The organism is Mesorhizobium sp. M0074, assembly GCF_040322975.1.
GTDB lineage: Bacteria > Pseudomonadota > Alphaproteobacteria > Rhizobiales > Rhizobiaceae > Mesorhizobium.
Window position 1 is genome coordinate 104,240 of the sequence record NZ_JAMYUM010000018.1, and the last position, 26,420, is coordinate 130,659.

The window sequence follows — 26,420 nt, forward strand, 5'->3', positions numbered from 1 at the left end:
CGCGTATTCATACGCCTTGAGCAGGTAAAGCCTGCGATTTGACCATGGAGTTCCCTTCAACGAGAGGAACTTGCCACGGCTACCTTGTCGACCGATGCTCCGATCACGCCGCTTCGCAGCGCATGCAGCAAGACATGCTGATGCGGGCTTGGGACCCCATAGGCAGCAGGATGCCGGGCGGCGGCATCGCGCCGGACGGATCACGCTGGATATCGTCGCCTTCGTTCTTCCAGTCAGAGTACTGGCCAACCTGTTCCGCCGTCTGTTCCTGACCCGGCTGGTCGCGCTGCACGACGCCGGTCGGCTCGCCTTCTTCGGATCGGCGGCGCACCTGGCCGACCATCAGGCCTTCCTGCGTCATCTGAAGCGCCGGTCAACAGGATGCTATGTGCACGTTGCCGTGGCGCCGGTCGTCACGCACACCAATCCCGTCGGAAGCAACGCTACAGGCTCTGCGACCTGGCCCGGAAGCCGCTTCCACGACATGCCCAATGCGGGGTTCGCGACAAGCGCTGGCATCCCCGAGGCACAAATCTCCATAGGCAATCGTCCGCGGCCCGCGGGTTCCTGCATGAGAGACTTTCGTACGCCTGACGCCACCAGAAACGCTTCACCAAGTCAGTCATTGCTGCGGACTTCGCCATCGCCGAAAAGCGGACATTGCCGAGGACTACGCTGCAGGTCGAGGTTGCTCCATCTCCTGCTATTCACAGCTCTCGATGATCTAAGCTAACCGGACGCGGTCTGGCCGTCTCTCAATGACGGGCTGGAAAGCGTGTCAGCTTGTTTTGCTTGGTTCTTTCGATTTAGGATACAATTTCGGAAGCAATTCTGCATTTCCTTGAAGGACCTAAAGCCGAGGCGCGGTGCGAGGCGGGATAAGGTTGTCGGGGACACTCCGCATCGGCGCACGATCGCGGCGGCATTCTCGAAAGCCACGTAGTCCGGCTGCGCAAATCACCCGGGCGACAGTTTCCAACTTCGTGGGAAGTACGAGCTCCTTTTTCGCAATCAGCATTTTGAGTTCGGCGAGCGTTGGCACCGGACTGTCGCGAGATACGACTTGTCTACCGCCCGCTCGTGAGGAATCAGAGAGCCCCACTGGTTCTCACTGTTTGGCTGCTTGCATGAACATGTCGAACTCGGCATCCCCAATCGGAACAGTATGCTCGTCACCGGGATACCTACCGGAATCGATGTCTGCCTTGTATTCCCTGAAGGCGACAAGGCGCTCGTCCTGGATCTTCTGCAGTTCAGGGCCAAGGTGTCGGTAAACCTTTCCGTGTCGCGGCGTGTGGTTCTTGCCGTAACCACACACATCTTCCGTGAAGAGGTACTGCGCATCCGCATACTTGCCAGCGCCCATGCCAAGCATGACAAGCGATGAGTTTTCAGCCAAGAATTTCGCGACCCGATCGGGCACGACTTCCAGTTCCGCTCCGAAGACGCCGATCTCCGCAAGTTTCTGGGTGTGTCGCCAGAGGCGCATCGCTTCGTCCGCGGTCTTGCCGACTGCGCGCCAGCCCGTCCAGGTGATGTATGACGGGATTAAGCCGATATGGCCAACGACAGGGATGTAGTTGTCGCAAAGTGCCTTCTGGATGTCGTAAGACGCCGCACAATAAAAGGCGTCACCACCAATGCCAGCGAAGTGGAAGGCTGCACGCAGATAATCCTCTGCTGTCGCCAGCGGGCGGCCAGCAAAGCTGCCCCAGCTGCCATATGGCAGGCCGACCTGTACGAAACAGTCGCCCGCTGCCTGCCGCATTTCCGAATCGAAAAATCGACCCTCGATGGAAAGCATATGAATGCCTGCTGCGGCAGCGGCAGCTGCCTCGTCTCGCGTGCTGACGAAGAGCATGGAGATTTTCTGTCCATTCTTCTTCATCTTTCGGATGTCCTCGACATGAGGACGGTTGTGATACATGCCCATAATCAGCCTCCGCTGCAGTTCAGGCGGCCTTGAAAATGAGTCTGCGAGCGGTGTTCGGATCGGAAAGCATAGTCGGATAGCTTGCCGCACTTGATCATAACGCCCAAACCCGCATCGCACCTATGATGACCATTCCCGGCATAGCTCACACCGTAAAAGCCCGCCGAAAAGCCTCCAACGCCGCTTCCGGATCGTTTTGGGCAAACGCCTCCAAACCCACCGGCCCGCGGTATCCCATGTCGAATAGAGCTCTCGCGATGTACCGCCAGTTCATCTCGCCCGTTCCCGGCTCGCAACGACCCGGGTTGTCAGCCACCTGCACCTCGCCGATGAACGGCAGGCACTTCTCGCACCAGCGCACAATATCGCCCTCGCCGATTTGAGTGTGATAGAGGTCGAGATTGATACGCAATTGCGGTCTGTTGATCGATGACACCAATGCCAGCACTGCTGCCGTCGAGCCGAATGGGCAGCCGGGGTGATCAAGCCGGTTCAGATTCTCGAGCGTGAAGGTTACATCTTCGGCCTCGGCCATGTCACAGATGCGGTTTAACGTGTCCCGCGCCTTGAGCCACATCGGGCCAGTCTCGATGTCAGTTTTTACAATAGGAATGCCGCCCTCGCCAAGACCGGTGCCATGCAGGTTCAACCGAGCAACTCCGAGGCGCTTTCCGACCTTCGCGGTCTCGAGCGCCGATTTTAAGAGAATGTCGGCCCCCTCGTCATCGGCGAGCCTTCCGTCGAGATAGCCGTTCATGATTGTGAAAGTCGCGCCCGTCTTCTCGAGCTCCTCGAGGTCTGGTCCGGCCAATTCCACAATCCGATGCCGAAACCCATCTCATGCAAGCGCGCGACGCGCCAAGCAATTGGGCGATCAAGCCAAAGCATCTCGGCGCAGGCGGACAGCTGGAAGGGTTGGCCCATGATGGCTCAAGCCTCGATCATGACGCGGCCATTCTCGACCTTCGTCTTGTAAGTCTTGAGGTTCTCGCAGGCCGGTGGCGTCTCTACTTCGCCGGTCGTGAAGTCGAAAACGGAAGCGTGCTTGGGGCATTCCACCGTATTGGCCATGACGAGGCCGTCAGCGAGGTGAATCTTCTCGTGGGTGCAAAGCCCGTCTGTGCAGTAGTATTCATTCGCGTCGTTGCGGAAAATCGCGAAGGTGCGGCCGCCATGATCGAAGCGTTTGGCTTCTTCGGCTTCTATTTCGTTGGCGGCACAGGCGTTGATCCAGGGCATTGTGTCTTCCTTCAGATGGCTTGCGGTTTGAAGTCGGCAGGGGCGGACGGCATGACGCCTTGGAGTAGCGCAACGGACTTTTCGAGCCCGTCGAGCGAGTTCAAAAGGACATCCTCATGCTCGATGGAGAGCCAACCATCGTAGCCAGCCATCTTCAGGCGATAGCAGAATTGCCGCCACCACTCCTCGCCGTGGCCGAAGCCCAGCGTGATGTAGCTCCAGGATCGCGCCGGAATATCCATCAGGCTGCCGTTTTCCAATAGAGAGGTCGTCGCCTGCACCGGGCCGTTCAGCATCGTATCCTTGGCATGAACGTGGTAGACCGCCTCGCCCAACGACTGAGCCGCCGCCAGGGGATCAGCGCCCATCCAAAAGAGGTGCGAGGGATCTAGGTTGGCGCCTACGACCGGGCCGACCGCCTGCCGCAATTTCAAGAGCGAGGGCACGTTGTAGACGCACTGGTTGCCGTGGAGTTCCAGCGCAATGCGCTCCACGCCATTCTCCTGAGCCAGCGCCACGATGTCGGTCCAGAACGGGATTATCTTCTCTTCCCATTGATATTTCAGGATGGTCTGCGTTTCCGGGGGCCACGACGAGACGACCCAGTTAGGCATGGCGTCGGAAGCTTTGCCGGCAGGAAGGCCACTCATGGTGCACACGGTCCGGATGCCCATTTCCCCGGCCACGCGAATCGTATCTTTCAACCCCTGACCCTGGGCTGGGTCGGTTGGATGCAGCGGATTGCCGTTTGCATTGAGGCTGATGATTTCCAACCCGCGCTCCTCAAACGCATTGATGAAGCGCTTCTGGCCTTCCTTATCGCCCAGTAGGGACGAGAGCGGGAAATGCGGTGCGGTGGACCAGCCGCAGGTGTTCACCTCGACGCCATCGACGCCCATGCGCTTGGCATGGTCCAGCATCGTCTCGAAGGGAAGGCCGCCTAGACTGTCGGAAACGAAACCCAATTTCATGCATAAAACTCCGGCTTTTCGATCATTTGCACGGACACGTTGCGCCCTTCGTTCAGCGACTTCACGCCCGCGTCGGCAACGGTGGCAGCGCAGTAGCCGTCCCAGCAATCGGCGGCGGTGCCGGGGAACTCGCCGGTAGTTACGAAACGGAGGAAGTCGCGATTCTGCCTGCGGTAGGCGTCGGCGTAGCGGGTCCGCCAGTCTGCATCGTAGCCCGTGCTCTGGGCGAGCGCCGAATCTAAGCGGGTGTAGGCGACATTGTTCATCGCCACAGCACCCTGCTCGCCAATAAGCTCGGCGCGCACGTCGTAGCCATATGCGGCATTGTTGTTGATCTCGATGTTGACGAGTTGGCCGTCAACTGTCTGGAGCACCATGAAGACTGGCGCGACACGTGCATCGGAGCGCTTCGGCTGGAAGGCCGAGATTGAAGCGTATTCAGTGTCGAGTACGTAGCGCACCACGTCGAATTCGTGCGGGGCGGAATTGGTGATGGCCATGGCGCCAGTGAAATCGGCCGCTGGCGTTTCAACGTTGCGGTGGAAATTGTGCATCATCAGCGGCCGTCCAAGCCCGCCACCTGATAGAGCACGTTTCATTTCCTGGTAGGAGCGGTCGTAGCGGCGCATGAAGCCGATCTGGACGAACTTCGCACCCGCCTTCTGTTCAGCCTCCATCACTGCGACACATTGGGCGGACGATGGAGAAAGAGGCTTTTCACACAGCACGCGTTTGCCGGCCGCGATACAAGCCTGCGACAACGGCGCATGCGTGAAATCGGGGCTCGCGATGATCACCGCATCCACGTCGTGCCGTGCGATGACGCCTTCGGGGTTGGTGGAGATGTCGGAGGCGCCAAGGGCATTGGCGACCGCACGGGCACGGGCCTCGTCCCTGTCGCACACCAGCTGGAGCGTGGCGCCGGGGAGGTCCTCGGCGACTATTTTAGCATGGTCTGCGCCCATTAGGCCGGCGCCAATCACGGCAATGCGGGTTGTCATGTATTCTTCTGCCTTTTTTCTGAGTTAACGGCCGCCGACCCTGGCAATCCTAAGGCGTCGGTTGATGTGGAGGCGGCGGATGCCGCGCTTGCTGAGGAAAGCCTATCGACTCGTTCGCTCCTCAACTACTTCCAGAGGCGGCGGATGGCCTTCGTGCTCATCCATATAATTTTCGATCTCGGCTTCGAGGTCGGCCATGGTCTCGCCGCCGGCCATCAGGTCGGTGATCTCCTCTCGTGTCTTTTCGTGCTTGCGGAAATCCGCGGCGATGGCACCGCGGATGAGCACGGCGAAATGGTCGCCCACAGCCATCGCGTGCATCACCTGGTGGGTAATGAAGATGACCGCGAGTCCGCGGCGCTTGGCTTCGTTGACGATGCGAAGCACGTGTGCCGCCTGCTTGACGCCGAGCGCCGCGGTTGGCTCATCGAGGATGAGGACGCGGGCCCCGAAATGAACGGCGCGTGCAATAGCCAGGGACTGACGTTCGCCGCCCGACAGGCCGCCGACCAGCCGGTCGCCATCGTCGATGCGCGTGATGCCGAAATCTTGCACCGCTTTGACCGCGATTTCGTTGGCGCGCTTACGGTCGTAGAACTTGAACGGGCCCCAGCCCTTCGTTGGCTCCAATCCCACGAAGAAAGACCGGCCTATGCTCATTAGCGGGAAAGTGCCCCCGAATTGGTGCACCGTGGCAATGCCGCGCTCTTGCGCATCACTTGGCCCGTTGAAGCTAATCGGCTGGCCGTCCATCAAGATTTGGCCGCTGGTGGGCATGAAGACGCCCGCTAGCGTCTTGATCAGGGTGGATTTGCCGGCACCGTTATCGCCCAACAGGCACAACACCTCACCTTGGCGCACTTCCAATGAAATGTCGTGCAGCACGTCGATCGCGCCGAAGGACTTGTTGATGTTCTTCAGTTCGAGAATGGCAGGTTTGTCGCTCATGACGCGTTCAGCCCTTTTTCGCGGGATTGGCCTTCAATTTCATAAACTTCTCTCAGTGCTTGGCGGCACCTCCGGCGGGCTTCGCGCCCCTGCGGGGTCTGTACGACAGGGCTAACTCGCGGAAGGACTGGTTCATCAGCACAGCCACCAGGAGCATCACACCGATGATCAAGTTCGACCAGTTGCGGTCAATCTGGGTAAAATAGATTCCCTGACTCACAATGGCGAACGTGACTGTACCGACGAAGATGCCGATCACCGAGCCGAAGCCGCCGGTGAGAAGCACGCCGCCCACCACCACAGACACGATCGCATTGAAGATGAAGCTCATTCCGCCGGAGACTTGGGCCGAATTGAACTGGATGGCTTGGCACATACCGACGAATGTGGCGCTGACGGCGGACAGCACGAACAGCGCGATGGTCATGCGGCCCGTCGGAATGCCTGCATTGCGGGCGCTTATGCGGTCGCCGCCCATGGCGAATAGCCAGTTGCCGTATCGAGTCTGATGCACGACGAAGCCGACGATCACAGCGATAATTATCCACCAGACTATGATGACCTGGTGGCTGCCGCCGATCAGTTGGCCGAACAGAAATTTGGCCCAGCCTGGCGCGGTGACCGCCACGCTGGCATTGCCGGTCAACAACACCGAGGCGCTGAGCACCACGCCCTGCATGGCGACCAGCGTGCCGAGCGTAATGATAAGCGAGGGCACGGAAGTGCGGACGGTCAGCAGGCCGTTGACGAGGCCGACCATCACGCCAACCGCGAGCGCGCCCACGATGCCGACCATCATGGGCATGCCGTAATAGCCGGTGAGGATGGCGGTGGTCATTGAGCCCGCTGGGATCAACGCACCGATGGAGATATCGAGTTCACCCGAGATCATCAGGAGGCCGAGAGGAATGGCGACAATGCCGAGATTGGCGGCGAAGTTGACCCAGCTGGCCGCACTGACGAGGGTCCGAAGGTCGACACCGCCAAAAATGACGAAGAACAGTACGACACCGACCAGGCTGAGGATCGAGCCCGCATCGGGGCGGCGCAGAAAAGATTTGATTGCATCAGTCATGGCTGTCCCTCACGCCTTCTTCGCCGAATAGCTGAGAGCCAGCTGCCGGAAGGTGTCGTTGGTGAGCACCGCGATCAGCAAAAGTGCGCCGATGATGATGCTTCCCATGTTAGGATCGATACCGGTGAAGTAGATTCCCTGGTTGACGACTGAGAACGTGATCGTGCCGAACACGATGCCGACGATTGAGCCGAAGCCGCCGGTAAGCAGCACGCCCCCTATGACCACGCACATAATGGAATTGAAGATGAAGGACTCGCCTGCCAGAACCTGGGCGCTTTGGTAGACCATCACTTGGCTGACCCCGACGAAAGCGGCGCTAAAGCCGCTGAACATGAACAGGCCGGTGGTAAGCCGGTTGGTAGGGATACCGACGTTGCGCGCGCTTACCTTGTCACCGCCGAGTGCATAGATCCAGTTGCCAACTGGCGAGACGTGCAGCAGCCAGAATAGGCCGACGATGAAGGCCAGCCACCAGAGAATTGTGACTTGGAACATGCCCCCGAGATACTGGCCAAGAATCGCCTTGGTGAGAGCGTCCGGCACCAACGAGACACCGGTGCTGCCGGCGATCATGACGGTGAGGCCAAGCGTGAGGCCCATCGTGCCAAACATGGTCCCTATGGTAATGATGAGGGACGGGATGATGGTTCGCGTCACAAACAGGCCATTGATGAAGCCGACGGCGAGGCCCATCCCGAGCGCGGCCAGGATGCCGAGCCAATCTGGTAGGCCATAGTGGCCGGAGATGATGGCGGCGGTCAAAGAGGCTGCGGGAATGACGGCGCCGACCGATATGTCCAGTTCGCCGGCGATCATCAGCAATCCTATCGGAAGGGCGATAATGCCGATCTCAGACGCGACGTTGAGCCAGCTGGCCGTACCGGCTGCTGACAGAAAGCCACTGCCACCGAAAAGTCCGAAGAAGAGGAAGACTGCGGCCATGCCGAGGAACGAGCCCGCCTCGGGCCGGCGCGCCAGACGGCCGAGCGCCAGTCCATAACGGGCGGGCTCTGACGTTGGGGCTGCGGGAGATATCACTGGATGCGCCGTCATGATGGATCCGCGAGCAAGCGGGCGGCCAAACGCGGTCGCCACGTTATAGGGATGGAAGGGCCGCTCGCTTCTTCGCGAGCGGCCTTGGTTAAGGACTTAGCGCGTCCCAGCCTTCACGCCCGCAATGGTGGCCTCGACAGTGCTCTTGTCGATTATGCCGGGGCCGGTGAGGATTTCGCGGGTCGGCACGGTCAGGCCGTAGTTCACCTTGCCATTCAGAATCGCGACGGCGAGGTAGCCCTGCAGGTATCCCTGCTGGTCGATGGCGCAGGCCTGTTTTCCGTCCTTCACGTTATTCAGGATGGTCTCGTCGAAGTTTATGCCGCAGAGCTGAACCTTGCCGTCTTTCCCGGACTGCGTGATGCCGTTCATGGCGGAGTTGGCGTCAACGTTGCCGATGGTGAACACGGCGCTCACGTTCTGATGTTGCAGCAGATAGGCCTTTACCGCCTGGGCCACAGCTGTAGCCGAGCCGAAGGACGTGGCGGGCAAGGGCAGGACGTCGGCTTCGCCGCCGCCATTCTTCATCCCTTCTTTGAAGCCACCACAGTAAGCCTCGATATTGGCCGCACCCGGGAGGGTGTTAATGCAGACGCCTTTCTTGCTGCCGGCCTTGGCGAGATACTCGCCGCCGGCGACGCCGCCTTTGTAGTCGTCAGAGCCAACATAGTTCATGGCGCCGAGGCGATCGGCCGCTTTCAACCCGCCGGCATTGTAAATCACTAGGGGAATGCCAGCATCCACGACTGCCTTGAACGCAGGGTCCATCGCTTCCGGCACCCAGTCCGGACCGACAATGGCGTCGGCCTTCTGGTCGATTGCCTGGCGGATCAGTTCGGCGGCGTCCACGCCCAGATTGTCGTAGTTCTGGGGCCCGAGCCAGGTGACCTTGCCACCCTGGGCTTCGACCACCTTGCCCGCGTCTTCGGCGCCGCGTTTGACGATTGACCAGAACGGGTCGTCCGGCTTGCCGCCGATGACGAAGATGTTGGCGGCAAGCGTCGCGCCAGTGCTAAATGCTGTCAGCACCGTTGCCGACACGAGTGTCTTGAATAACGTCACAGTCGTCCTCCCAGGTTTCACCCGCCTCGCGGGTGTTGAAATTAAGTTCTACTGTCCCGCCCGCCCGCTCCTCCCAGGCACATGCGGGACGGTGTCGTTCCGTCACTCTGCCGGCATGTCAGAGGCCGCGCCGCGGGCTTCCTGCTTGGCGCGCAGCTTTTCCTTCTTTTTGCGGAAGCGCGTCTTCATCGCGTCGTCGGCTTCCTTGCTACCGTCGTGCCAAGTACCTAACAGCTTATCGAGGGGCACGAGGCCATCACCGCCGTAGTTCACCTCGAAGTACTTATGGTGCAGGTAATGCACGTAGGAATGGCTATCGAGATTCATCTTGTCGGTGAGTTCGAACGTCTCGAAGCCAAGATGGCCGTTGACTGCGCCGAAACCGGCGCCGTGCAGCGTGAAATAGGCACAGACCGGGTTGGATGGGATCAATAAGTGCAGCCAAGCCTCGGCATGGTACAGGAAACCCTCGACCGGATGCATGGACAGAGACGACCACGGGCTCGGGTTGATCGAGTTGTGGTGGACCGAATGCACCCACTTATAAAGGGGTGGCCAATGGATCGCGCGATGCAGCAGAAAGAAATAAACCTCGTGCACAAACGGTCCGATCAACACCAAGAAGGACAAGTAGAGCCAATTGGTCGTCCAGGGCAGCCAGGCCGCCCAGCTGTTGGCATAGACCCACAGCATCACGATCTCGACCACGGTCCACAGCGGGATGGTGACAAAGAAAGACCGCAGGAAATTGTCTAGGTTCTGGCGCTGGAACCAGAAAACGTCGGACGGCACATCAGACGGAAATTTCGCATTGTATTTGAAGCGCGTCCCCTGCCGGCGATGGACGTAGTAGCGCAGCTCGAAGAAGCCATAAAACAGGAAAATGCCGGCGGCGTTCAGACCGTATAGCCAGAAATAATTGAGTAACGACAAGCTTGCGAGGCTCTGCCAGCTCGGGATGAGCAGGTTGACCCAAAGGATCGCTGTGGCGATGTGGAAAGCGTTCCACGGCCAAAAAAAATCGGGAATCCAGGCAACCACCTTTTTTGCATTGAACGGACGATGCCACAACGGCGCCGGCTCTGCACGGCGGTGCGGTGCCCAATTGCCGCGTTTGTCGCGTGTTCCATACTGAAGGTCATCCATCGTAACAGCACCTCCTCGCCCGGATCAGTCGTGTGCTTGCTGGTCCAGTCGCCCCGGGGCTCATCATCAAATTGAGCCCTAGCTCGGCACGTTTCATATCGGAGGGTTGATATTTGTAGAAGTCGAAAATAATATCAAAATGACATTTGTATCATTTAGCTTCAATCATGATGATACAAAAGAGGGTTAACATTCATGAAACGGCCGACAATTCGCGATCTCGCTACCGCGGCAGGCGTGTCTACAGCGACTGTAAACAGAATTCTGAGTGGGACCGTTTCCGTACGGCCGAAAACCGTCCAACGCGTCCAAAGCGCGGCGGAAGAAATAGGGTTTTACGCTATCGGAGCGATTGATAACCGGGCCCGTCAGCTATCGCCCCAGTACCGATTAGGTTTCCTGCTCCAGCAGTCCACCCGCGACCTCTACCAGCTGTTCGGGAAGAAAATCGTCGCCGCCTGTCGCGATCGTCGGGACGAGGTGATTGAACCTGTCGTCGACTTTGTGGATCTGCTGACGCCTGAGACTATCTCGAGCCGCCTCATCGCGCTCGGCGACGCATGCGATGCCGTCGCGGTGGTCGCCGCAGATCACCCGATCATTGGTCAGGCCATCCGTTCATTGAAGGAGATGGGCAAACCAGTCGTCTCTTACATTACGGACCAATCAGCGCCCGAACGGGCCGCGTATGTGGGCACCGACAACTGGAAACTGGGGCGCACTGCAGCCTTCCTGATTACCCAAACGACCCATGGTCCTGGTCGCATTGCGGTTTTCATAGGGAATCATCGGTATCAATGCCAAGACGTCGCAGACGCTAGCTTTCGCTCCTACTTGCGCGAGCACGCTCCAAGGCTCACGGTGGAGGAAAGTCGCCCCACCCACGAGGAATCGAGCGAGGCTTACCGAATGGTGGCCGAGTTGCTGAAGGCGACTGACGATCTTGTGGGAATTCTGATCGTCGGCGGCGGAATAACCGGTGTACTTCGCGCACTGAGGGAGGTTCCTTCCGAAAGGCGGTCGGGGATCAAGTTGGTTTGCCGTGACATTGGCCCCGAGACCCGAAAGGGATTGTCTGAAGGGTTGATCACCGCAGCCCTTTGTCATCCGCTGGAGGCGACCTCTGCACTTCTTGTGCAGACAATGATTGATGTCATGGGACCACAAGCACCGTTCGCTACGCTTCAGCGGTCCATACCTTTCGAAATAGTCACGCCGGAGAATATCTGAGACAAATATCTCGTCGGATGAATCAGGAGATCCCTCGGGATAGCTCAACCGGTGCAAGCTTCAGACTGCCAATTCGTGCTTCCAGCAGTGAACGCGCAAATGCGCATCCCGACCCCGACCGTATCGATCCGTCAAGCGGTCGACCGCAATGCTTCGCCGCCGAGGTCGCGGTAAAGAATGATGGGCCCAGCAACTGTCAGATCGCCAACGTTGGCAAAGCATCGTCAGCTAGCGGTCAGCGTCAGCCATCAACTTTGTGATCTGAACGGCACCAAAGGCTGCTTTTCGACGAGCCGCCGTCGTACGACATAGCTTGCCTAGACACAGGTTGTGAAAACGCGTGATAAGGTCGGCCCGCGCTTCACTCAAAGATGGCCCGGGGCACCAGAAGATGGCACACCGCATGTGCAACGCAATGCTTGGCTTCGCGGCGCTTGCTTTAGCCGCGTGCCAATCGGCTCCTGAAACGCCGCAACCCGCCACTCTCGAACCTGCGTTAGAACCTGATAGTATTCCTTCACAACCTGCCTTGCATCCTGGCGCTGTTCCTTCCGGCTCAGCGATCTTAGATCAATCCGTGGCAGTCACTCCCCCTGGCAAGGGCGTTCCAACAAAGTATGCTGCTTTTTCGGGTCTATGGGCCGGACAATTGGACGGGATGTATGACGCCAAACTTGCTGTTCAGACGATTTCTTCCAATGGAAAAGTGACGGTCACCTATGCGTGGGGAAATCTGGGCGACAACTATCCGGGAGAGGCCGCCGGCGCTGGAAGAATTGTAGGGAGCACGTGGAAGCTTGAGCGCTTACCGAATGGCGCGGACGTCAGTTTTGTCATGCGGCCCGACGGGGCCCTGGCCGGAACCGTTACGCTTGCCGGCCAGACCTACACGGGCGCGTTCCTCAAGCAATAATCAAAGACGCATCTGAAGGGCTATGCAGAGGGCCAGGCGACCGTTCCATATTGCAGTTGCCTGTTGTTACCGGAGTGGAGCGCCGTTCAAGGCCCAAACTGGTCGTCTACGACACTGGCGGACATCTTCTGGTTGGACGGCAGCAGGATGTTCGCATCGCAGTTCGCAGGTTCCTAGCTGGCGCCGGCCTCATCTCGTCATCCGACAGACCAAGACGGTGATACAACATCCGCTTGGGGCGGTACCGCTTCACAGGTCGTTCGTTGCTGTCGCCGATCGAAGGAACAATCGCACGGGGAGGGGCAGCGCATCATGCCGGCGCTCGCCTTCGTAGCCGGTTGTGAGCTAAAAGATTGATATGATCCCGGGACTAACCGTTTCATAGCCTAGGCGCGGCTCCGATTTGTCTTTCGGGACCGCGCTGGAGACAGTTCCGGTTGAACCGCAATCCAACTCTGTTCCCCTCTTTTTCTTGACCGTGCCTTACAAGTCGGGGCAGGCTGACGTGACTTCTGTTCTGACCACCATCTTCTTCTCGTGCGCAACGGTGGCGGTGGATCCGGCAATCACAATTGCCGCACAAATAATCGTCAATCTCATTGAATTTCCCCCTTAGAGCGCACCGCAAAAAATGTCGTCGGCTGTCTTGAGACAGTGGCGGAGACGGTACTCGCGCTTGGCCGGTCGATGCGGCTTCCGGCTTGATAAGATTGTAATTACATTAGCTACAGCGCAAGTAATCATTTCGGACTAGGAACGGGCTCACGCGCCTACCACCTTGAAAGCCCTTCGATGGAAAGCGGCTGAGCTGCGGCGAAAAGGGGGGCGTTTCAGCCTTTTCCGTCATGCTCCGCTAAGGGGGCCGACGGTGCCAAGACCTGTAACGCCATAGAGGGCTCGGACGGCCCATCGGCCTCGCCGTCGATCTGCCGCGCTGAGGTCGAGCCGTGCATGAATGCGCCGAAGATGCTGCGCCCCTTGCCGGCAATGCCGTGGCCGAGGAACCAGAGCCGGTAAAGAAGGAAGGCATGCCCATCGTCACCACGACGCGAGAGGTGCGGCCGCGAAGCAGCGTCTTGGTAAATCCGCCACCCTTGCCCGGATAGGCCACCGCGGCCACGCCGACGACAAAATCGACGCTGATTGTCAATCTAACCCGCCGCGATCAAGACCGTGCTTTCTGGCGACCAGCTCAGCACGACGTCCTGACCTTCCGCCAGCCTGCCAGCGCCGGTGTTCTGCACAATCACCTTGAGCGTCTGGCCGGCACGCTCGACAAAGTAAGTGCTGCTATTTCCGGCGAAGATGCGTTTGGACACTTGCCCTCGCAGCACATTCGCATTGGCCGCATCCGGAGCCTCGGCATCAATGAAGATGCGGAGGCGTTCGGGCCGCACGGCGCAGCTTGCCTTGGCACCAGCGGCAAGCTTGGCACCCGCGCCAGCGGCAATCGCTGTGCCGTCCGGCAGTCGGATGCCGTTGCCCGTGCTGTCGCCGCGAAGGATGTTGGCGTCGCCCAGGAAAGTGGCGGCAAACTCGCTCTTCGGCCGATCGTAGATCTCCTCGGGCGAGCCTTCCTGCACCAGCTTGCCATCGCGCAGAATGCCGATGCGGTCGCTCATCGTCAGCGCTTCTTCCTGGTCGTGGGTGACGAAGATGGTGGTGATGCCGATCTCGCGCTGGATGCGCTTGAGCTCGATCTGCATGTCGACGCGCAGCGCCTTGTCCAGCGCGCCGAGTGGCTCGTCAAGCAACAGCACGCGCGGCCGGATGACGATCGCGCGAGCGAGCGCAACCCGTTGGCGCTGGCCGCCGGACAGCTGGTGCGGCCGGCGGCCGCCGAGCCTGCCGAGTTGCACGAGATCGAGTGCGCGCTGTACCTCGCTGGCAATCACCGCCTTGGGCTCGCCGCGCACCGACAGGCCGAAGGCGACATTGCCGGCAACGCTCATATTGGGAAACAGGGCGTAGTTCTGGAACACCATGCCGATGCGCCGTTTTTCGACCGGCACCCGCTCGACGCTCTCACCACCTATGGTGATGCGGCCGGAATCGGGAAAGTCGAAGCCCGCGATTTGTCGCAGCAGCGTGGTCTTGCCGCTGCCTGACGGCCCGAGCAGGGCATAGAAGCCCCCATCGGCGAAATCGATGGAGACATCGTCCAGCGCCTTATGGGCACCGAAAGCGCGCGACACGTTCGCTACTTGGACGCCAGCCATTACTTCTCTCCGCCGAATTTGAAGAAGCGCGCCGTCAGCAGCATCAGTGCCATCGACACGACAATGATGATCGTCGAGACCGCATTGATCTCGGGTGTGAATCCCTTGCGGATCGCGGCGTAGATTTCGACCGGCAGCGTCGTCTGGCCGGGCGTCGACAGGAAGTAGGATACGACGAACTGGTCGAAGGACACGGCGAAGGCGAACAGCCCGCCGGCAATGACGCCCGGCATGATCCAGGGCAGCGTGACGCGGTTCGTCACCTGCCATTGATTGGCGCCGAGCGAGCGCGCCGCCTCTTCCAACTCGGGCGCGAAGGTCTGCAGTCGGGCCGACACGACGACAATGACGTAGGGCAGCGCAAGCGCGACGTGCCCGAGCAGGATGGCGAACAGGCCGCGCCCAATGCCGACGCCGAAGAAGAAGATCAACATCGCCGTGCCGGTTATCAGCCACGGAATGGCGATTGGCGGAAACAGCAGCGCCTGCAGGAATTTCTTGCCACGAAACTCATAGCGGTAGAGCGCAAGTGACGCGGCCGAGCCAAGCACGACGCAGATGATGGTGCTGATGACTGCGATTTCGACGCTGTTCCAGGTGGCTGAGATAAGCTGGGCGTTCTGCCACAGCGAGACATACCATTCCGTCGTCCACTCGAACGGCAGCTGGTAGAAGGGCGAAACGTTGAAAGACATCAGCGCCATGATGACGATGGGCACATAGAGGAAGGCGAGCAATAGCCAGATGTAGAGGCGGCCGAGCCATTCGAGAGCACGTGTCGTCGCCATCACGTAGCCCTCCGCAGCACCGGCGAGGCAACCGCCAGGATGACCAGCACGACGGCCAACAGGATAAAGGAGAGCGCAGCACCCAGCGGCCAGTTGAACACGGCGACGAACTGGTCTTCGATGACAGTGCCGTAAAAGGTGCCGGTACGGCCGCCGAGGATGCGCGGTTCCATGAACGAACCAACAACCGGGACGAAGATGAGCGCTGCGCCCGCCACCAGCCCCGGCAACGACAGCGGAATGATGACCCGATTCAGCACCTGCACCCGCGAGGCACCGAGCGAGCGCCCGGCCTCTATCAGCGAGTCATCGATGGCCTGCAGGGTCAAGTAGCAGGTCAGCACCATGTAAGGCACGTAGGAGTGCACCAGCCCGATGATGACGGCCGGATAAGAATACATCAGGTCGATGTTGATCTTGAACGGCAGCACGGCGTTGAGCGTGGTGTCGAGAATGCCTCCTTCACGCAGCACCATCGCCCAGGAGAAGATGCGCACCAGCCCATTCGACCAGAACGGCAGGATGACGAGAAGGAAAATCGCCTCTCGGCTGCGGCCTTTCAGCACCTTGGCCAGCACATAAGCGGCGGGATAACCGATGACGATGCACCACAGCGTCACCTCGAGGCCGAGGCGCAGCGAGGCCAAAAGCAATGTCAGATAAAGGCTCTGTGAAAAGAAGGCGGCATAGTTTTCGAGCGTGAACGCCCACGGCTTTCCCGACAGCGGCAGGTCGGTCATGAAGGAGAAGAAGACCATGGCTGAGAGCGGCAGGAAGATCGCAACCGTCAGCCAGAGATAGGCAGGCGCCAGCAGCGGCAAGGCCGATCTCAATCCGCTGCGCGACGCGGCCGCAACCTGTGCTGCCATGACATCCTCCTCCCAGGATGGGGAAGCATCAGACGACATGGATGGTCGGCTGATCCCGCTTCTGCTGTTACTTCACGTCGACCTTGAGCTGCTGCCAGAGCGACAGATAGGTTTCGCGCTGGGCGTCTGTGATGGGCGCCTGGAACTGAATGCGCTTGGCGACTGCCGGGTCACCCATCACCTTGCGGTTGAACGCATCCCCGGGAAGTGCTTCTACAGCCTTGGTGTTGGCGGATACCGGGGCTCCGACCTTGGTGACCCATTCGACATAGAACTTCGGGTCGATCATGTAGTTGATGAAGGCCTCGGCGCCGGCGACATTCTTGGAACCGACCGGAATGGAGAAGGCGTCGAGCCAGGCGACAGCGCCCTCCTGCGGGATCACGAGCGAGACCGGCAGCTTGAAATGGGTCTTGGCGCGGTCGGCCGAGCCGCTCCAATAGGTGCCGATGTCGATCTGGTCAGAGGCAGCCATCTGGTTCCAGTCGTTCTCCGAGCTCCAGAACGTCTTGATCTGCGGCATCAGCGAGGTGAGCTTCGCCTTGACCGCCTCCATATCCTTGATGTCGTTGATGTTCTGGCCGGTGGCAATGGCGCCGAACTGAACCGCCTCGACGGCATCATCACGGATAGTGACGCGGCCCTTGTGGGCGGGATCCCACATTTCGGCGATGCTCGTCGGCGGCTTATCGAAGGATTTTTCATTGATGGCGAGCGCCGTCAGCCCCCAGACCCACGGCACGCCATAGACCTTGCCGTCATGGACGAGCATCGGCGATCCGGCCTTGTCCTTGCTGATGTCGGCAAAGTTCGGCAGCTTGGACGTGTCGATCGGCTGGATCAGCTTTTCCGCCATCGCCTGGTCGTTGAAGGCGGCGTTGATCATGACGACATCGTAAAGGCCGGGATTGGTCCTGAGCTTGGTCAGCATCTCCTGTTCGGAATTGAAAAAATCGTTGACGACCTTGTTGCCGGTCGCCTTCTCGAAGGCTTCGATGGCCCACGGCTCGTCGGCGCCGTAGCCCTTCCAGTTGAGTACGTGGACCTCGTCGGCCTTGGCGGCAAATGCGAGTGCGGAGGTGAAGACGGCGGTCGCCGTCAGCAGGGCAGTCAAGTCGGGCATGCGCATGTTCGTTCCTCTCTGTGTTTGCCCGCATCCCGGGCTTTGTCAGGCTGTCGGGCGTTTGGCCTCTTGCTTCCGGCCATGGAGGCCGATCGGCGGACCGCCGGCATGGCTTAGGAATGTCTGGATATCGTGGTCGGTCGGCGCTGATGAACCACCGTGGCGGGTGACGGAAATGGCCGCTGCCGCATTGGCGTAGCGCACTGCTTCAAAAGGCGGCGCGCCGCGCGCCAGCGCACTGACGAAAGCGCCGATATGGGTGTCGCCGGCGCCATTGGTGTCGATGGCGTCGACCTCGAAGCCGGCACTCGTTTGCGCCGAGCCATCGGCCAGCCGCATGTGGCAGCCTTTCGCTCCGGCGCGAATAACGACGCCGACGGCCTTCGGGGAGTGGTCGCTAAGAAGCCGTGACGCGAGTGTCTCGACGCCGCCCGGACCGGCAATCGCGGCCGCTTCCGTCGTGTTGCAGCTCAACCAGTTGGTGCGGGCGAGTATCCGCGACAGGATAGGGCGGGGAATGTCGACGACGACAGGTGTCGGGTCGAGGACAAGCGGTGTGTCGGCCGGAAGTGCCTCGATCCAGTCGACAAGCGCGTCTCGGCTTCCCGGATAGCTAAGCGTATAGCCGGAGGTGAACACCCAATCCCCCGGTGCGACCGAGACGGGCGCCATCATGTCAAGGCTGAGCAAGCTCTCCGCACCAGGCCACGAGACGAAGGTGCGCTCGGCATCGCTGCTGATCATGGCGACGCAATTGCCGCTGTCCATGACGGGCGATGGCGGCGTCAGTGTCTCGATCCCCTCACTGGCTAAGGCCGTGCGCAGGAAGTCGCCATTGGGTCCGCTGCCGAGCTGGCCGCCGAACACCACCTTCATGCCGGTGCGGCTGGCCGCGACCATCATGTTGAAGCCGCCGCCGGCGACTTGCGTGTAGCTCGACGCCGTCTTCTCCGTACCCGGCGCCGGCAAGGCGTCGATGCGGTAGATATAGTCGACCACCGCGCTGCCGACATGGACAAGACGCCCACTCATACCGCCGCATCCTTGCCGGGACCCGTCCTGTCCGCACGGCGCTTGGATATACGGGCCGCAACAAGCTCGGCGGTGAGCGCGCCAACCGCCGCTATGTCGATGCCCTTGAGGTCTGCAATGCGGTTCTGAGGCAATCGGGAAAAGCCGGTGCAGGCGCCAGCCATGCCGGTCGCGATGGCGCCGATAGTGTCGGTGTCGCCACCGAGATTGGCACTGATGACTGCCGCTTGCCAGGGATCACCGCCGGCGACTTCCAGCACCGCGAATGCAGCCGGAACGGACTCCTGACTGGCGACGCCGGTGCCGACCAGATCGGTGATCAGCCGGATCGCGTCCTTCGTCGCCTTGCCGCGCACAAGCTCCTGCGCCCACCCAATGCGCGCGGCAATGTCACCGCCAGTCACCCAATGGCCGAGCGTTGCTCCGCTCCTCGCCGCGGCGATGGCGCTGTCGGAAGCGGCGCGCCAGTCGCCGTCGGCGACGCCGCAGCTGACGGCCGCCGCAACGGCGGCTGCGGCCGCAATGGCAATCGAGGTGTTGTGCGTGGCCCGGCATGTCTCAGCAACTTTGGCGACCAGCGCGTCCAGCGGCTCCGGCGGCATCATGATGCCGACCGGCGCAATGCGCATGGCCGCACCATTTGTGTCGCCGCTGCGCCCCGCTTCCTCGGCCGACACGCCATTGTTGATGGCGTTGATGGCGCGTTTGGTCGATGGTCCCAGCAGATCGTAGCTGCCGCGCGCTTTGACGTCGCGCTCCCAGTCGAGCAGCGCGTTGACCCACCGCGCATGATCGAAGCGGTTGCCGGATTCGACCAGGATACGGCCAAGCAGAAGCGCCTGTTCGGTGTCGTCGGTGATCGTTCCAGCGGCGAGCCCCTTCGACACCGGATGGTCGGCGAAAGGAGCAATGAAGCCCTCTACATGGCCGTAGAGTTCGGCAATCCGGGCCGGCGACAAAAGCTGCGTCGGCATGCCCAGCGCATCTCCCAGCGCCCCGCCGACAAGCGCCCCCACCGCCCGATCGGTCATGTTCCCGGTGTCGTCCGGCATCACTCAGAACCTCATATGGAGCGCAAAATGCGCCGGGTTGAGCAGGCTGGTCACATATTCGATCGGCCGGTCATCGGCGGCGCGGGTCAACCGGCGACCGCGAAGGAAGGGCGTGCCTTGCGGGCAACCGAGGATTGCAGAGTCCTCGGCGTTGAGCATTTCGATGCCGACCCATTCCTCGCCATGGTCGGGAATGAGGCCGGCGCCGCGCAGCGTCTGGTGCAGCGAGCCTTCGCGCAGCCCGCGTAACGGCACGTCCTCCAGTTCCGGCGACAATGGCAGGCGGCTGCGCTCGATGGAGATGGCGTGGCCGTCGCTGGCATTGGTGCGCACCCGGTCGACAGCGATAAAAAACGGGTTTTCTATACCAAGCAGTGCGGCAAGATCGGGATCCTCGATCACCTCGAGCCGCAGCGTCCGCGTCTCTGCATTGGCGCCGGCATTGGCGAGCGCCCGCGACCAACCGATGGAGTCATCAACGGGCTTGCCATCGAAGGTGACGAAAGAGCCGATGCCGACTTTGGTGGTGATCAGCCCGCGGCTGGACAGTTCCTCGAGGCCTTTGCGGACGGTGTTGCGGCTGACGGAGAAACGATGGACGAGCTCGTTCTCGCTTTGCAGCCGGTCGCCGAAGCCGAGAACACCGGAGCGGATTTCATGTTCGAGAACGGTGGCGATCTGTTCGGGCTTGCCCGTGCCGGGAGACAGTTGAACCGAGCGTCGCTTCATATGGGTACCTGTTCAGTGAGCCTGTATAATCCTGTTCATATCACGGCAGGCTTGTCAACGAGTGCCGCATGGAGCTGCTATCGGGCTTGATTAGGCGTCGCGACGAGCATAGTCGCCGGTTCTGTCGCCGTGGGATCTGGCGCCCAGCGCCAGCTCCGCATCATCGGCAACATAGTGGGCATTGAGGTAGTCGCGAATGATGCTGATCCGACCTTCACACCACTCGAGCCACATAAAGTGGTTGGGTTTCGCGTCGGCTCGGTCTCGAACACCGCGATCACCTCCCGGCCCCGTGCCAAGCCGGCTTGAGCCACACGCCCTCGCTCTTAACGTGGTGAAGAACCTGCTGACGTCTGCTGAGCCTGAGCGAAGCGGATGCAAGGACGGATGAAGCTTCACTGTTTTTCGAAGCCGATAATCCCTTGAATGACAGGGATGGCCTGCATCGCTTGAGCACACCGGCGGTGGCGATGAAATGGCCGTAAGACGGACAATGTTCATTCATTGTCGGAGGCAGTTCGTGATCCCGAGTCCGGTTCAACAGGACGGCCTAAGGAGCGTCAGCCTAGCGCAGACGCAGCCGAGACGCGGGATCGACCGCTCCCGTCGAGGGGCGTCGTTTAGCAGGAGCTCGCGACCAAGGTGAATTCCAGGATCGCAGTCCAATGTGGGGAAAGGATGCCACACAACGGACTAGATACGGCGCACGACGGCCGCCTCGCCATCGTTGATCTCGCGGTCGCCGCCTGGCGAGGCCGTCAAACTACTCCTGTCGAGTGAGGTGAGTTACGAGGGGAAATTACCAGCCCGGATCCGCGAGAGGCAGGCGTGTCTTTCGAGAGTTGGAAAATCTTACAAGTTTCGTCGGTCTGCTGCATTCTTCTTAAACATGGCCAAGACAAGCCGCTTGCCTTCGCGCACACTGTCTTCGAGCGGCTTCGCCTTCGCCAGATGCGCCGCAATCGCGCTAGCCAGTATGCAACCCGTCCCGCGCATTGATGCGACAAGACGAGGTGCGTCGAAGCGGATTGGTTCTTGATCGGAACGCAACAGAATATCGGTTGATCGAGGTCCTGATGCGTGGCCCCCTTTGATCAGCAGGCCCGGCACGCCGGCTGCCAGCAATTTCCGTCCCAGTCTCACCGCGTCGCTCTCGTCGGCTGGCGGTTCCGCACCAACAAGGAGCGCCAGCTCGAGGAGATTGGGGGTCACAAGGCAGCAAAGCGGCATCAGATCGCGCCTCATGGCAGCGATGGCACCTGCTTCCAGAAGCCCCCGGCCGGAGCTCGAGGCCAGCACCGGATCGAGCACTGCCGGTACCTGTGGATTTTCGCGCAGCACGCCGGCAATGGCAACGACGATCTCAGCCGTTGCGAGCATTCCGATCTTAATTGCCGCCACCTTGTTGGCCTGCAGCGCGGCGCACATCTGATCGGCCACAAGATCGGGCTGCGAAGGATGGATTTCCATCACGGCTTCGTGCGTCTGCACCGTCAGCGCTGTGATAGCCAGGCAGGTGCGCACGCCAATGGAAGAGATCGTCTCGATATCACGTGCAATTCCAGCCCCACCGCTGGAGTCTGATCCGCCGACCACGAGCACATGCGGTTCTCGCCTCAGCGCCATGGTTTTGTCTTTTCGATCCATTCTCGCGTGCGCGCTTCGGGATCGGCATTCAACGTGATGTCGGTGACAACCGCCGCGCTGTCCGCACCAGCCTCGAAGACACCGTCGAGCCGGTCGGGGTTGAGGCCGCCGATGGAGACCAATGGGATCCGCGCCACCCGATGCTTCCACTCGCTGATCCGCTCGAGCCCTTGCGGCGCCCATTTCATCTGCTTCAGGATAGTGGGATAGATGGGGCCGAGCGCGATATAGTCGGGCTCGGCAGCGATGGCCGTTTCCAGTTCGAGATGATCGTGCGTGCTGAGCCCGAGCTTCAATCCGGCGTACTTAATCGCCAGCAGGTCGGCCGCAGCCAAATCCTCTTGGCCGAGATGGACGAAGTCGCAGCCTTCCTCAATGGCGAGCCGCCAATAGTCGTTGACGATCAGTTGGCAACCATGGACCGCGCAGACGCCGTTCGCGCGGCGGATTTCCGTCCGCAGCGTGGTCTCGTTCCTATCCTTGATGCGCAACTGAACCAGCTTGACGCCAAGCGGCACCAGCCGTTCGATCCAGGCGGCGCTGTCGACGATCAGGTAGAAGGGATCGAGCTTCATGAGAAAACCGCCCTGCCGATGGTCGGTGTCGATGGCACCGCGACGTCGCGGGGTTCGAGCATCCCCGAGCTGAAAGCTTCTCGACCGGCGTCGACCGCCTTGCCGAACGCACGCGCCATGCCGACCGGATCGGCCGCCTTGGCGACCGCTGTGTTCAGGAGCACGGCATCAAAGCCGAACTCCATGACTGTTGCCGCGTGCGATGGCCGTCCGAGACCAGCATCCACGATCAGCGGGACATCAGGGAAATGTCCGCGCATCGAGCGCAGCGCGGTAATGTTGACCGGCCCGAGGGCGGAACCGATCGGTGCGCACCAGGGCATCAAGACCTTGCAGCCCGCCGCAAGCAGCCGCTCGGCGACGACAAGGTCGTCGGTAGTATACGGGAACACCGCAAAACCGTCCTCGCACAGGATGCGGGCGGCTTCGAGCAGACCGAACGCGTCCGGCTGCAGCGTGTCGTGATTGCCGATCACTTCGAGCTTGATCCAGGTCGTGCCGAAGATTTCGCGCGCCATTTGTGCGGTCGTGACCGCTTCCTTGACGGAGTGGCAGCCAGCAGTGTTGGGCAGGATTCTGACACCAAGCGAGCGGATCAACGACCAGAATTTTTCGCCAGCCCTGCCGCCTGCCATTTCACGGCGCAACGAGACGGTCACCACCGAGGTGCCCGATGCCCTGACTGCATCGGCAAGGATGGCCGGCGAAGGATATTGAGCCGTGCCGAGAAGCAGGCGGGAGGGAAGCGTCGTCCCGAGAAGATCGAACATGCTAGCCTCCCTGCATGGGCGAGAGGATTTCGATCCGGTCGCCGTCGTTCAATTGGAATTCCGCCCGGCTGGCTTTGTGCACGAGGTCGTTGTTGACGGCGGTCGCGAGCCAATCGCCCTCATAGTCAAGCGCGGCAAGCAGCTCGGCCAGCGTGGCGGCGGCAACCTCATGCACTTTGCCGTTGACCATCAGTTTCATGAGCAAGCTCCTTGGTTCTGTCTTGACTGAAAACCAGGTCGGCAGCCTGGCGCGCCATGGCGGGAGCCAGGAGAAAACCGTGACGATAGAGCCCGTTGATCGCGATGATCTCACCGTTCGTTTCGGCACGCGGAAAATTGTCGGGAAAGGCTGGACGGACGCCAACACCGGTTTCAACGATCTCGGCCTCGCCAAAGGCCGGATGGAGGGCATAGGCGGTACCCAGCAGCTCCAACATGGAGCGCGCCGTAACGGGTCCGGCGGACTGGCTTTCAATCATCGTCGCGCCAACCATGAAACGGTGGTCGGTGCGCGGCACCAAATAGAGTGGAAAGCGCGGATGCAGCAGCCTGACCGGGCGCGACAGCGAGATGTCTGGGGTGCGCAGTATCAGCATTTCGCCACGAACGCCGCGCAGCCTGTCATCGACAGCCGCCATTCCCGTGCAATCGATCTGACGATCGAAATCAAAAACATGCTGGGCGTCGGCGCCGAAGTGGAATTCGACACCCATGGCTGCGAGCTTGTCATGAAGCGCTGCCATCGCCTGGCGCGGATCGAGATGGCCCTCATCGGGAAAGAGCAATCCGCGGCGGAAGCGGCCGGCTAAGTCGGGCTCCAGCAAGGCAATTTCATCTTCCTCGACGCGCCGATAGCCCGTCGTGCGGCTGGCGAACCGGTCGAGCTCGCCCGCATCGCGCGGCGCGGCCACGACCAGCGTTCCGGCCCGCGTCACCTGGCCGGGCGTTGCGGCATCCCACCAGTCGGCGGCACCGCGCCCGAGATCCAGCACCGGCTGCTCGGCGCTTTCACGCTCGCACCATGGCGCCAACATGCCGCCGGCGAACCACGACGCATTGCCCCCAAGGCCAGGCCTTGTCTCGGCAACGGTAACCGCCGCGCCGCGTGCGGCGAACTCGAAGGCGGCGGTGAGGCCGGCAACGCCGGCCCCTTTGACCAGCACCTTCATGATGGCTCACGTGGCTGAGGTATGAGCGGTGCGCCGGTCTCGTCCGCCGGCAGGTAGAGATCGCCGCCCTCGCGGTATTTCGCCGCCATCGCCGCCATGCCCTCTTTCTGCGCCTCGGTACGGATGTCGTGGGAGATACGCATCGAGCAGAATTTCGGCCCGCACATCGAGCAGAAATGCGCCACCTTGTGCGCCTCCTTGGGCAAGGTCTGATCATGGAAGGACCGCGCGGTTTCTGGATCAAGCGACAGGTTGAACTGGTCCTGCCAGCGGAACTCGAAGCGGGCGCGGGAAAGCGCGTCATCCCTGACTTTCGCCGCCGGATGACCCTTCGCCAGGTCGGCGGCATGGGCGGCGATCTTGTAGGTGATCACCCCGATCTTGACATCGTTGCGATCGGGAAGGCCGAGATGCTCCTTGGGCGTGACGTAGCAGAGCATGGCGGTGCCGAACCAGCCGATCATCGCGGCGCCGATGCCGGAGGTAATGTGGTCGTAGCCCGGCGCGATGTCGGTCGTCAGCGGTCCAAGCGTATAGAACGGCGCCTCGCCGCAGACGGCGAGCTGCTTGTCCATGTTCTGCTTGATCTTGTGCATCGGCACGTGGCCAGGCCCCTCGATCATCACCTGGCAATCCTTGGCCCAGGCGATCTTCGTCAGCTCGCCAAGCGTTTCCAGCTCGGCGAACTGCGCCGCATCGTTTGCATCGGCGATCGAGCCCGGACGAAGGCCGTCGCCGAGCGAGAAGGATACGTCGTAGGCTCTGGCGATGTCGCAGATCTCCGTGAAGTGCTCGTAGAGGAAGCTTTCCCGGTGATGGTGCAGGCACCATTTGGCCATGATCGAGCCGCCGCGCGAGACGATGCCCGTCACCCTGTCGACGGTCAGCGGGATATAGTGCAGCCGCACGCCGGCATGGATGGTGAAATAGTCGACGCCCTGTTCGGCCTGTTCGATCAGCGTGTCGCGGTAAACCTCCCAGGTAAGATCCTCGGCAATGCCGCCGACTTTCTCGAGCGCCTGGTAAAGCGGCACCGTGCCGATCGGCACCGGCGAGTTGCGGACGATCCATTCGCGGATGTTGTGGATGTTGCGGCCGGTCGACAGATCCATCACCGTGTCGGCGCCCCAGCGGATCGCCCACACCATCTTTTCGACCTCTTCAGCCATCGACGATGTGACGGCGGAGTTACCGATATTGGCGTTGATCTTGACCAGGAAATTGCGACCGATAATCATCGGTTCGCTCTCGGGATGATTAATGTTGGCGGGAATGATCGCGCGTCCGCGCGCCACCTCGTGGCGGACGAATTCAGGCGTGACGAAGTCGGGGATCGCCGCGCCGAAGGCCTCGCCGTAGCGCTCAAGCTTGCCGTGCAGGATCTCGCGACCAAGATTCTCGCGGATGGCGACGAACTCCATTTCGGGCGTGATGATGCCAGCGCGCGCATAGGCAAACTGTGTCACCGCCTTGCCGGTCTTGGCCCGGAGTGGCCGGTTGCGGACTGGAAATTCCGGTGTTAGGCGCTCGCCCGCCGCAAACCCATTGTCTTCTGGCCGGACGTGGCGGCCGTCATAGGCTTCGACATCGCCGCGCGCGGTGACCCATTCATGGCGAAGCCGTGCAAGGCCATTTTCGATGCTGGTTTCGACAGTCGGGTCTGTATAGGGGCCGGACGGATCGTAGACGGTGACGGGCGGTTCGCCGGCCGTCGGATGGACGGAGATTTCGCGCATCGGCACCCTGATCTGCGGGTGGATGGCACCGGGCTTGTGGATTTTTCGTGAGGCGGGCAGCGGTCCCGTCGAGACGGCGGGGGTGAGGGCATTCATCTTGAGGCTCCTTTGCTCGTTGCATTGGAGACCCAGTTCTG

Annotated in this window: 24 protein-coding genes and 2 pseudogenes; 3 read left to right on the plus strand and 23 right to left on the minus strand. The window is 60.9% G+C overall.

The window, feature by feature from the left end:
• Window positions 1-170: 170 nt before the first annotated feature.
• A pseudogene (locus NKJ73_RS23190) lies at window positions 171-364 on the plus strand (transposase); the annotation flags it as partial.
• 744 nt (window positions 365-1,108) lie between these two features.
• On the opposite strand, the gene NKJ73_RS23195 reads toward NKJ73_RS23190, so the two are convergent.
• The 10 genes and pseudogenes from NKJ73_RS23195 to NKJ73_RS23240 all read right to left on the minus strand — a co-directional run bounded on the left by NKJ73_RS23195 (window position 1,109) and on the right by NKJ73_RS23240 (window position 10,431).
• Window positions 1,109-1,933, minus strand: coding sequence for a 3-methyl-2-oxobutanoate hydroxymethyltransferase (locus tag NKJ73_RS23195; protein WP_352571228.1), 825 nt, complete (start codon window positions 1,931-1,933; stop codon window positions 1,109-1,111).
• Between the two features lie 145 nt (window positions 1,934-2,078).
• Window positions 2,079-2,857, minus strand: a pseudogene (locus tag NKJ73_RS23200) (TIM barrel protein).
• Window positions 2,858-2,863: 6 nt separating this feature from the next.
• Window positions 2,864-3,172, minus strand: coding sequence for a MocE family 2Fe-2S type ferredoxin (locus NKJ73_RS23205; RefSeq protein WP_023674304.1), 309 nt, complete (start codon window positions 3,170-3,172; stop codon window positions 2,864-2,866).
• Between the two features lie 11 nt (window positions 3,173-3,183).
• Window positions 3,184-4,143, minus strand: a complete 960-nt coding sequence (locus tag NKJ73_RS23210) for a sugar phosphate isomerase/epimerase family protein (protein WP_352571229.1) — start codon at window positions 4,141-4,143, stop codon at window positions 3,184-3,186.
• A complete protein-coding gene (locus tag NKJ73_RS23215; protein ID WP_352571230.1) occupies window positions 4,140-5,144 on the minus strand; it encodes a Gfo/Idh/MocA family oxidoreductase in 1,005 nt (334 codons plus the stop codon). Before NKJ73_RS23215 ends, NKJ73_RS23210 begins: the two co-directional genes overlap by 4 nt.
• 102 nt (window positions 5,145-5,246) lie before the next feature.
• Window positions 5,247-6,092: an ATP-binding cassette domain-containing protein gene (locus NKJ73_RS23220; protein ID WP_352457196.1), complete on the minus strand. Its 846-nt coding sequence runs from the start codon at window positions 6,090-6,092 to the stop codon at window positions 5,247-5,249.
• A gap of 52 nt (window positions 6,093-6,144) precedes the next feature.
• Window positions 6,145-7,167, minus strand: a complete 1,023-nt coding sequence (locus NKJ73_RS23225) for an ABC transporter permease (protein WP_352571231.1) — start codon at window positions 7,165-7,167, stop codon at window positions 6,145-6,147.
• A gap of 9 nt (window positions 7,168-7,176) precedes the next feature.
• A complete protein-coding gene (locus NKJ73_RS23230) occupies window positions 7,177-8,112 on the minus strand; it encodes an ABC transporter permease (RefSeq protein ID WP_352571232.1) in 936 nt (311 codons plus the stop codon).
• A 207-nt stretch (window positions 8,113-8,319) separates the two neighbouring features.
• Complete coding sequence (locus NKJ73_RS23235) at window positions 8,320-9,285, minus strand: sugar ABC transporter substrate-binding protein (RefSeq protein ID WP_502905397.1); 966 nt, start codon at window positions 9,283-9,285, stop codon at window positions 8,320-8,322.
• Between the two features lie 102 nt (window positions 9,286-9,387).
• Window positions 9,388-10,431, minus strand: a complete 1,044-nt coding sequence (locus tag NKJ73_RS23240) for a sterol desaturase family protein (RefSeq protein WP_352571233.1) — start codon at window positions 10,429-10,431, stop codon at window positions 9,388-9,390.
• A gap of 195 nt (window positions 10,432-10,626) precedes the next feature.
• Here NKJ73_RS23240 and NKJ73_RS23245 point away from each other — a divergent pair, with 195 nt between their 5' ends.
• Window positions 10,627-11,661, plus strand: coding sequence for a LacI family DNA-binding transcriptional regulator (locus tag NKJ73_RS23245; protein WP_352457199.1), 1,035 nt, complete (start codon window positions 10,627-10,629; stop codon window positions 11,659-11,661).
• Window positions 11,662-12,064: 403 nt separating this feature from the next.
• Complete coding sequence (locus tag NKJ73_RS23250; protein WP_352571234.1) at window positions 12,065-12,574, plus strand: hypothetical protein; 510 nt, start codon at window positions 12,065-12,067, stop codon at window positions 12,572-12,574.
• Window positions 12,575-13,725: 1,151 nt separating this feature from the next.
• On the opposite strand, the gene NKJ73_RS23255 is transcribed toward NKJ73_RS23250, so the two are convergent.
• The 13 genes from NKJ73_RS23255 to thiC all read right to left on the minus strand — a co-directional run bounded on the left by NKJ73_RS23255 (window position 13,726) and on the right by thiC (window position 26,379).
• The gene (locus NKJ73_RS23255) at window positions 13,726-14,793 is read right to left on the minus strand and encodes an ABC transporter ATP-binding protein (protein WP_352571235.1); all 1,068 of its coding nucleotides are present in this window, start codon (window positions 14,791-14,793) and stop codon (window positions 13,726-13,728) included.
• Entirely contained in the window at window positions 14,793-15,581 is a 789-nt protein-coding gene (locus NKJ73_RS23260) for an ABC transporter permease (protein WP_352457202.1), read from the minus strand. Before NKJ73_RS23260 ends, NKJ73_RS23255 begins: the two co-directional genes overlap by 1 nt.
• Window positions 15,581-16,450, minus strand: a complete 870-nt coding sequence (locus tag NKJ73_RS23265) for an ABC transporter permease (protein ID WP_352571236.1) — start codon at window positions 16,448-16,450, stop codon at window positions 15,581-15,583. Before NKJ73_RS23265 ends, NKJ73_RS23260 begins: the two co-directional genes overlap by 1 nt.
• Window positions 16,451-16,517: 67 nt before the next feature.
• Window positions 16,518-17,579, minus strand: coding sequence for an ABC transporter substrate-binding protein (locus NKJ73_RS23270; RefSeq protein ID WP_352457204.1), 1,062 nt, complete (start codon window positions 17,577-17,579; stop codon window positions 16,518-16,520).
• Between the two features lie 39 nt (window positions 17,580-17,618).
• Window positions 17,619-18,605 carry a PfkB family carbohydrate kinase gene (locus NKJ73_RS23275; RefSeq protein ID WP_352457205.1) on the minus strand — a complete coding sequence of 329 codons (987 nt, stop codon included), beginning with the start codon at window positions 18,603-18,605 and terminating at the stop codon, window positions 17,619-17,621.
• Entirely contained in the window at window positions 18,602-19,657 is a 1,056-nt protein-coding gene (locus NKJ73_RS23280) for an ADP-ribosylglycohydrolase family protein (protein ID WP_352457206.1), read from the minus strand. The genes NKJ73_RS23275 and NKJ73_RS23280 overlap by 4 nt, the downstream gene beginning before the upstream one ends.
• A 3-nt stretch (window positions 19,658-19,660) precedes the next feature.
• A complete protein-coding gene (locus NKJ73_RS23285; protein WP_352571237.1) occupies window positions 19,661-20,386 on the minus strand; it encodes a GntR family transcriptional regulator in 726 nt (241 codons plus the stop codon).
• Window positions 20,387-21,238: 852 nt separating this feature from the next.
• On the minus strand, window positions 21,239-22,012 hold the full coding sequence (locus NKJ73_RS23290) for a hydroxymethylpyrimidine/phosphomethylpyrimidine kinase (RefSeq protein WP_352457247.1): 774 nt from the start codon (window positions 22,010-22,012) through the stop codon (window positions 21,239-21,241).
• Complete coding sequence (locus NKJ73_RS23295) at window positions 22,003-22,608, minus strand: thiamine phosphate synthase (protein WP_352457208.1); 606 nt, start codon at window positions 22,606-22,608, stop codon at window positions 22,003-22,005. The genes NKJ73_RS23290 and NKJ73_RS23295 overlap by 10 nt, the downstream gene beginning before the upstream one ends.
• A complete protein-coding gene (locus NKJ73_RS23300; protein WP_352457209.1) occupies window positions 22,605-23,378 on the minus strand; it encodes a thiazole synthase in 774 nt (257 codons plus the stop codon). Before NKJ73_RS23300 ends, NKJ73_RS23295 begins: the two co-directional genes overlap by 4 nt.
• 1 nt (window position 23,379) lies before the next feature.
• The gene (gene thiS, locus NKJ73_RS23305) at window positions 23,380-23,577 is read right to left on the minus strand and encodes a sulfur carrier protein ThiS (RefSeq protein ID WP_352457210.1); all 198 of its coding nucleotides are present in this window, start codon (window positions 23,575-23,577) and stop codon (window positions 23,380-23,382) included.
• Window positions 23,546-24,547 (minus strand): glycine oxidase ThiO, encoded by a 1,002-nt coding sequence (gene thiO / locus NKJ73_RS23310; RefSeq protein ID WP_352457211.1) that lies wholly within the window; start codon window positions 24,545-24,547, stop codon window positions 23,546-23,548. Before thiO ends, thiS begins: the two co-directional genes overlap by 32 nt.
• The gene (thiC, locus tag NKJ73_RS23315) at window positions 24,544-26,379 is read right to left on the minus strand and encodes a phosphomethylpyrimidine synthase ThiC (RefSeq protein WP_352457212.1); all 1,836 of its coding nucleotides are present in this window, start codon (window positions 26,377-26,379) and stop codon (window positions 24,544-24,546) included. Before thiC ends, thiO begins: the two co-directional genes overlap by 4 nt.
• Window positions 26,380-26,420 lie beyond the last annotated feature (41 nt).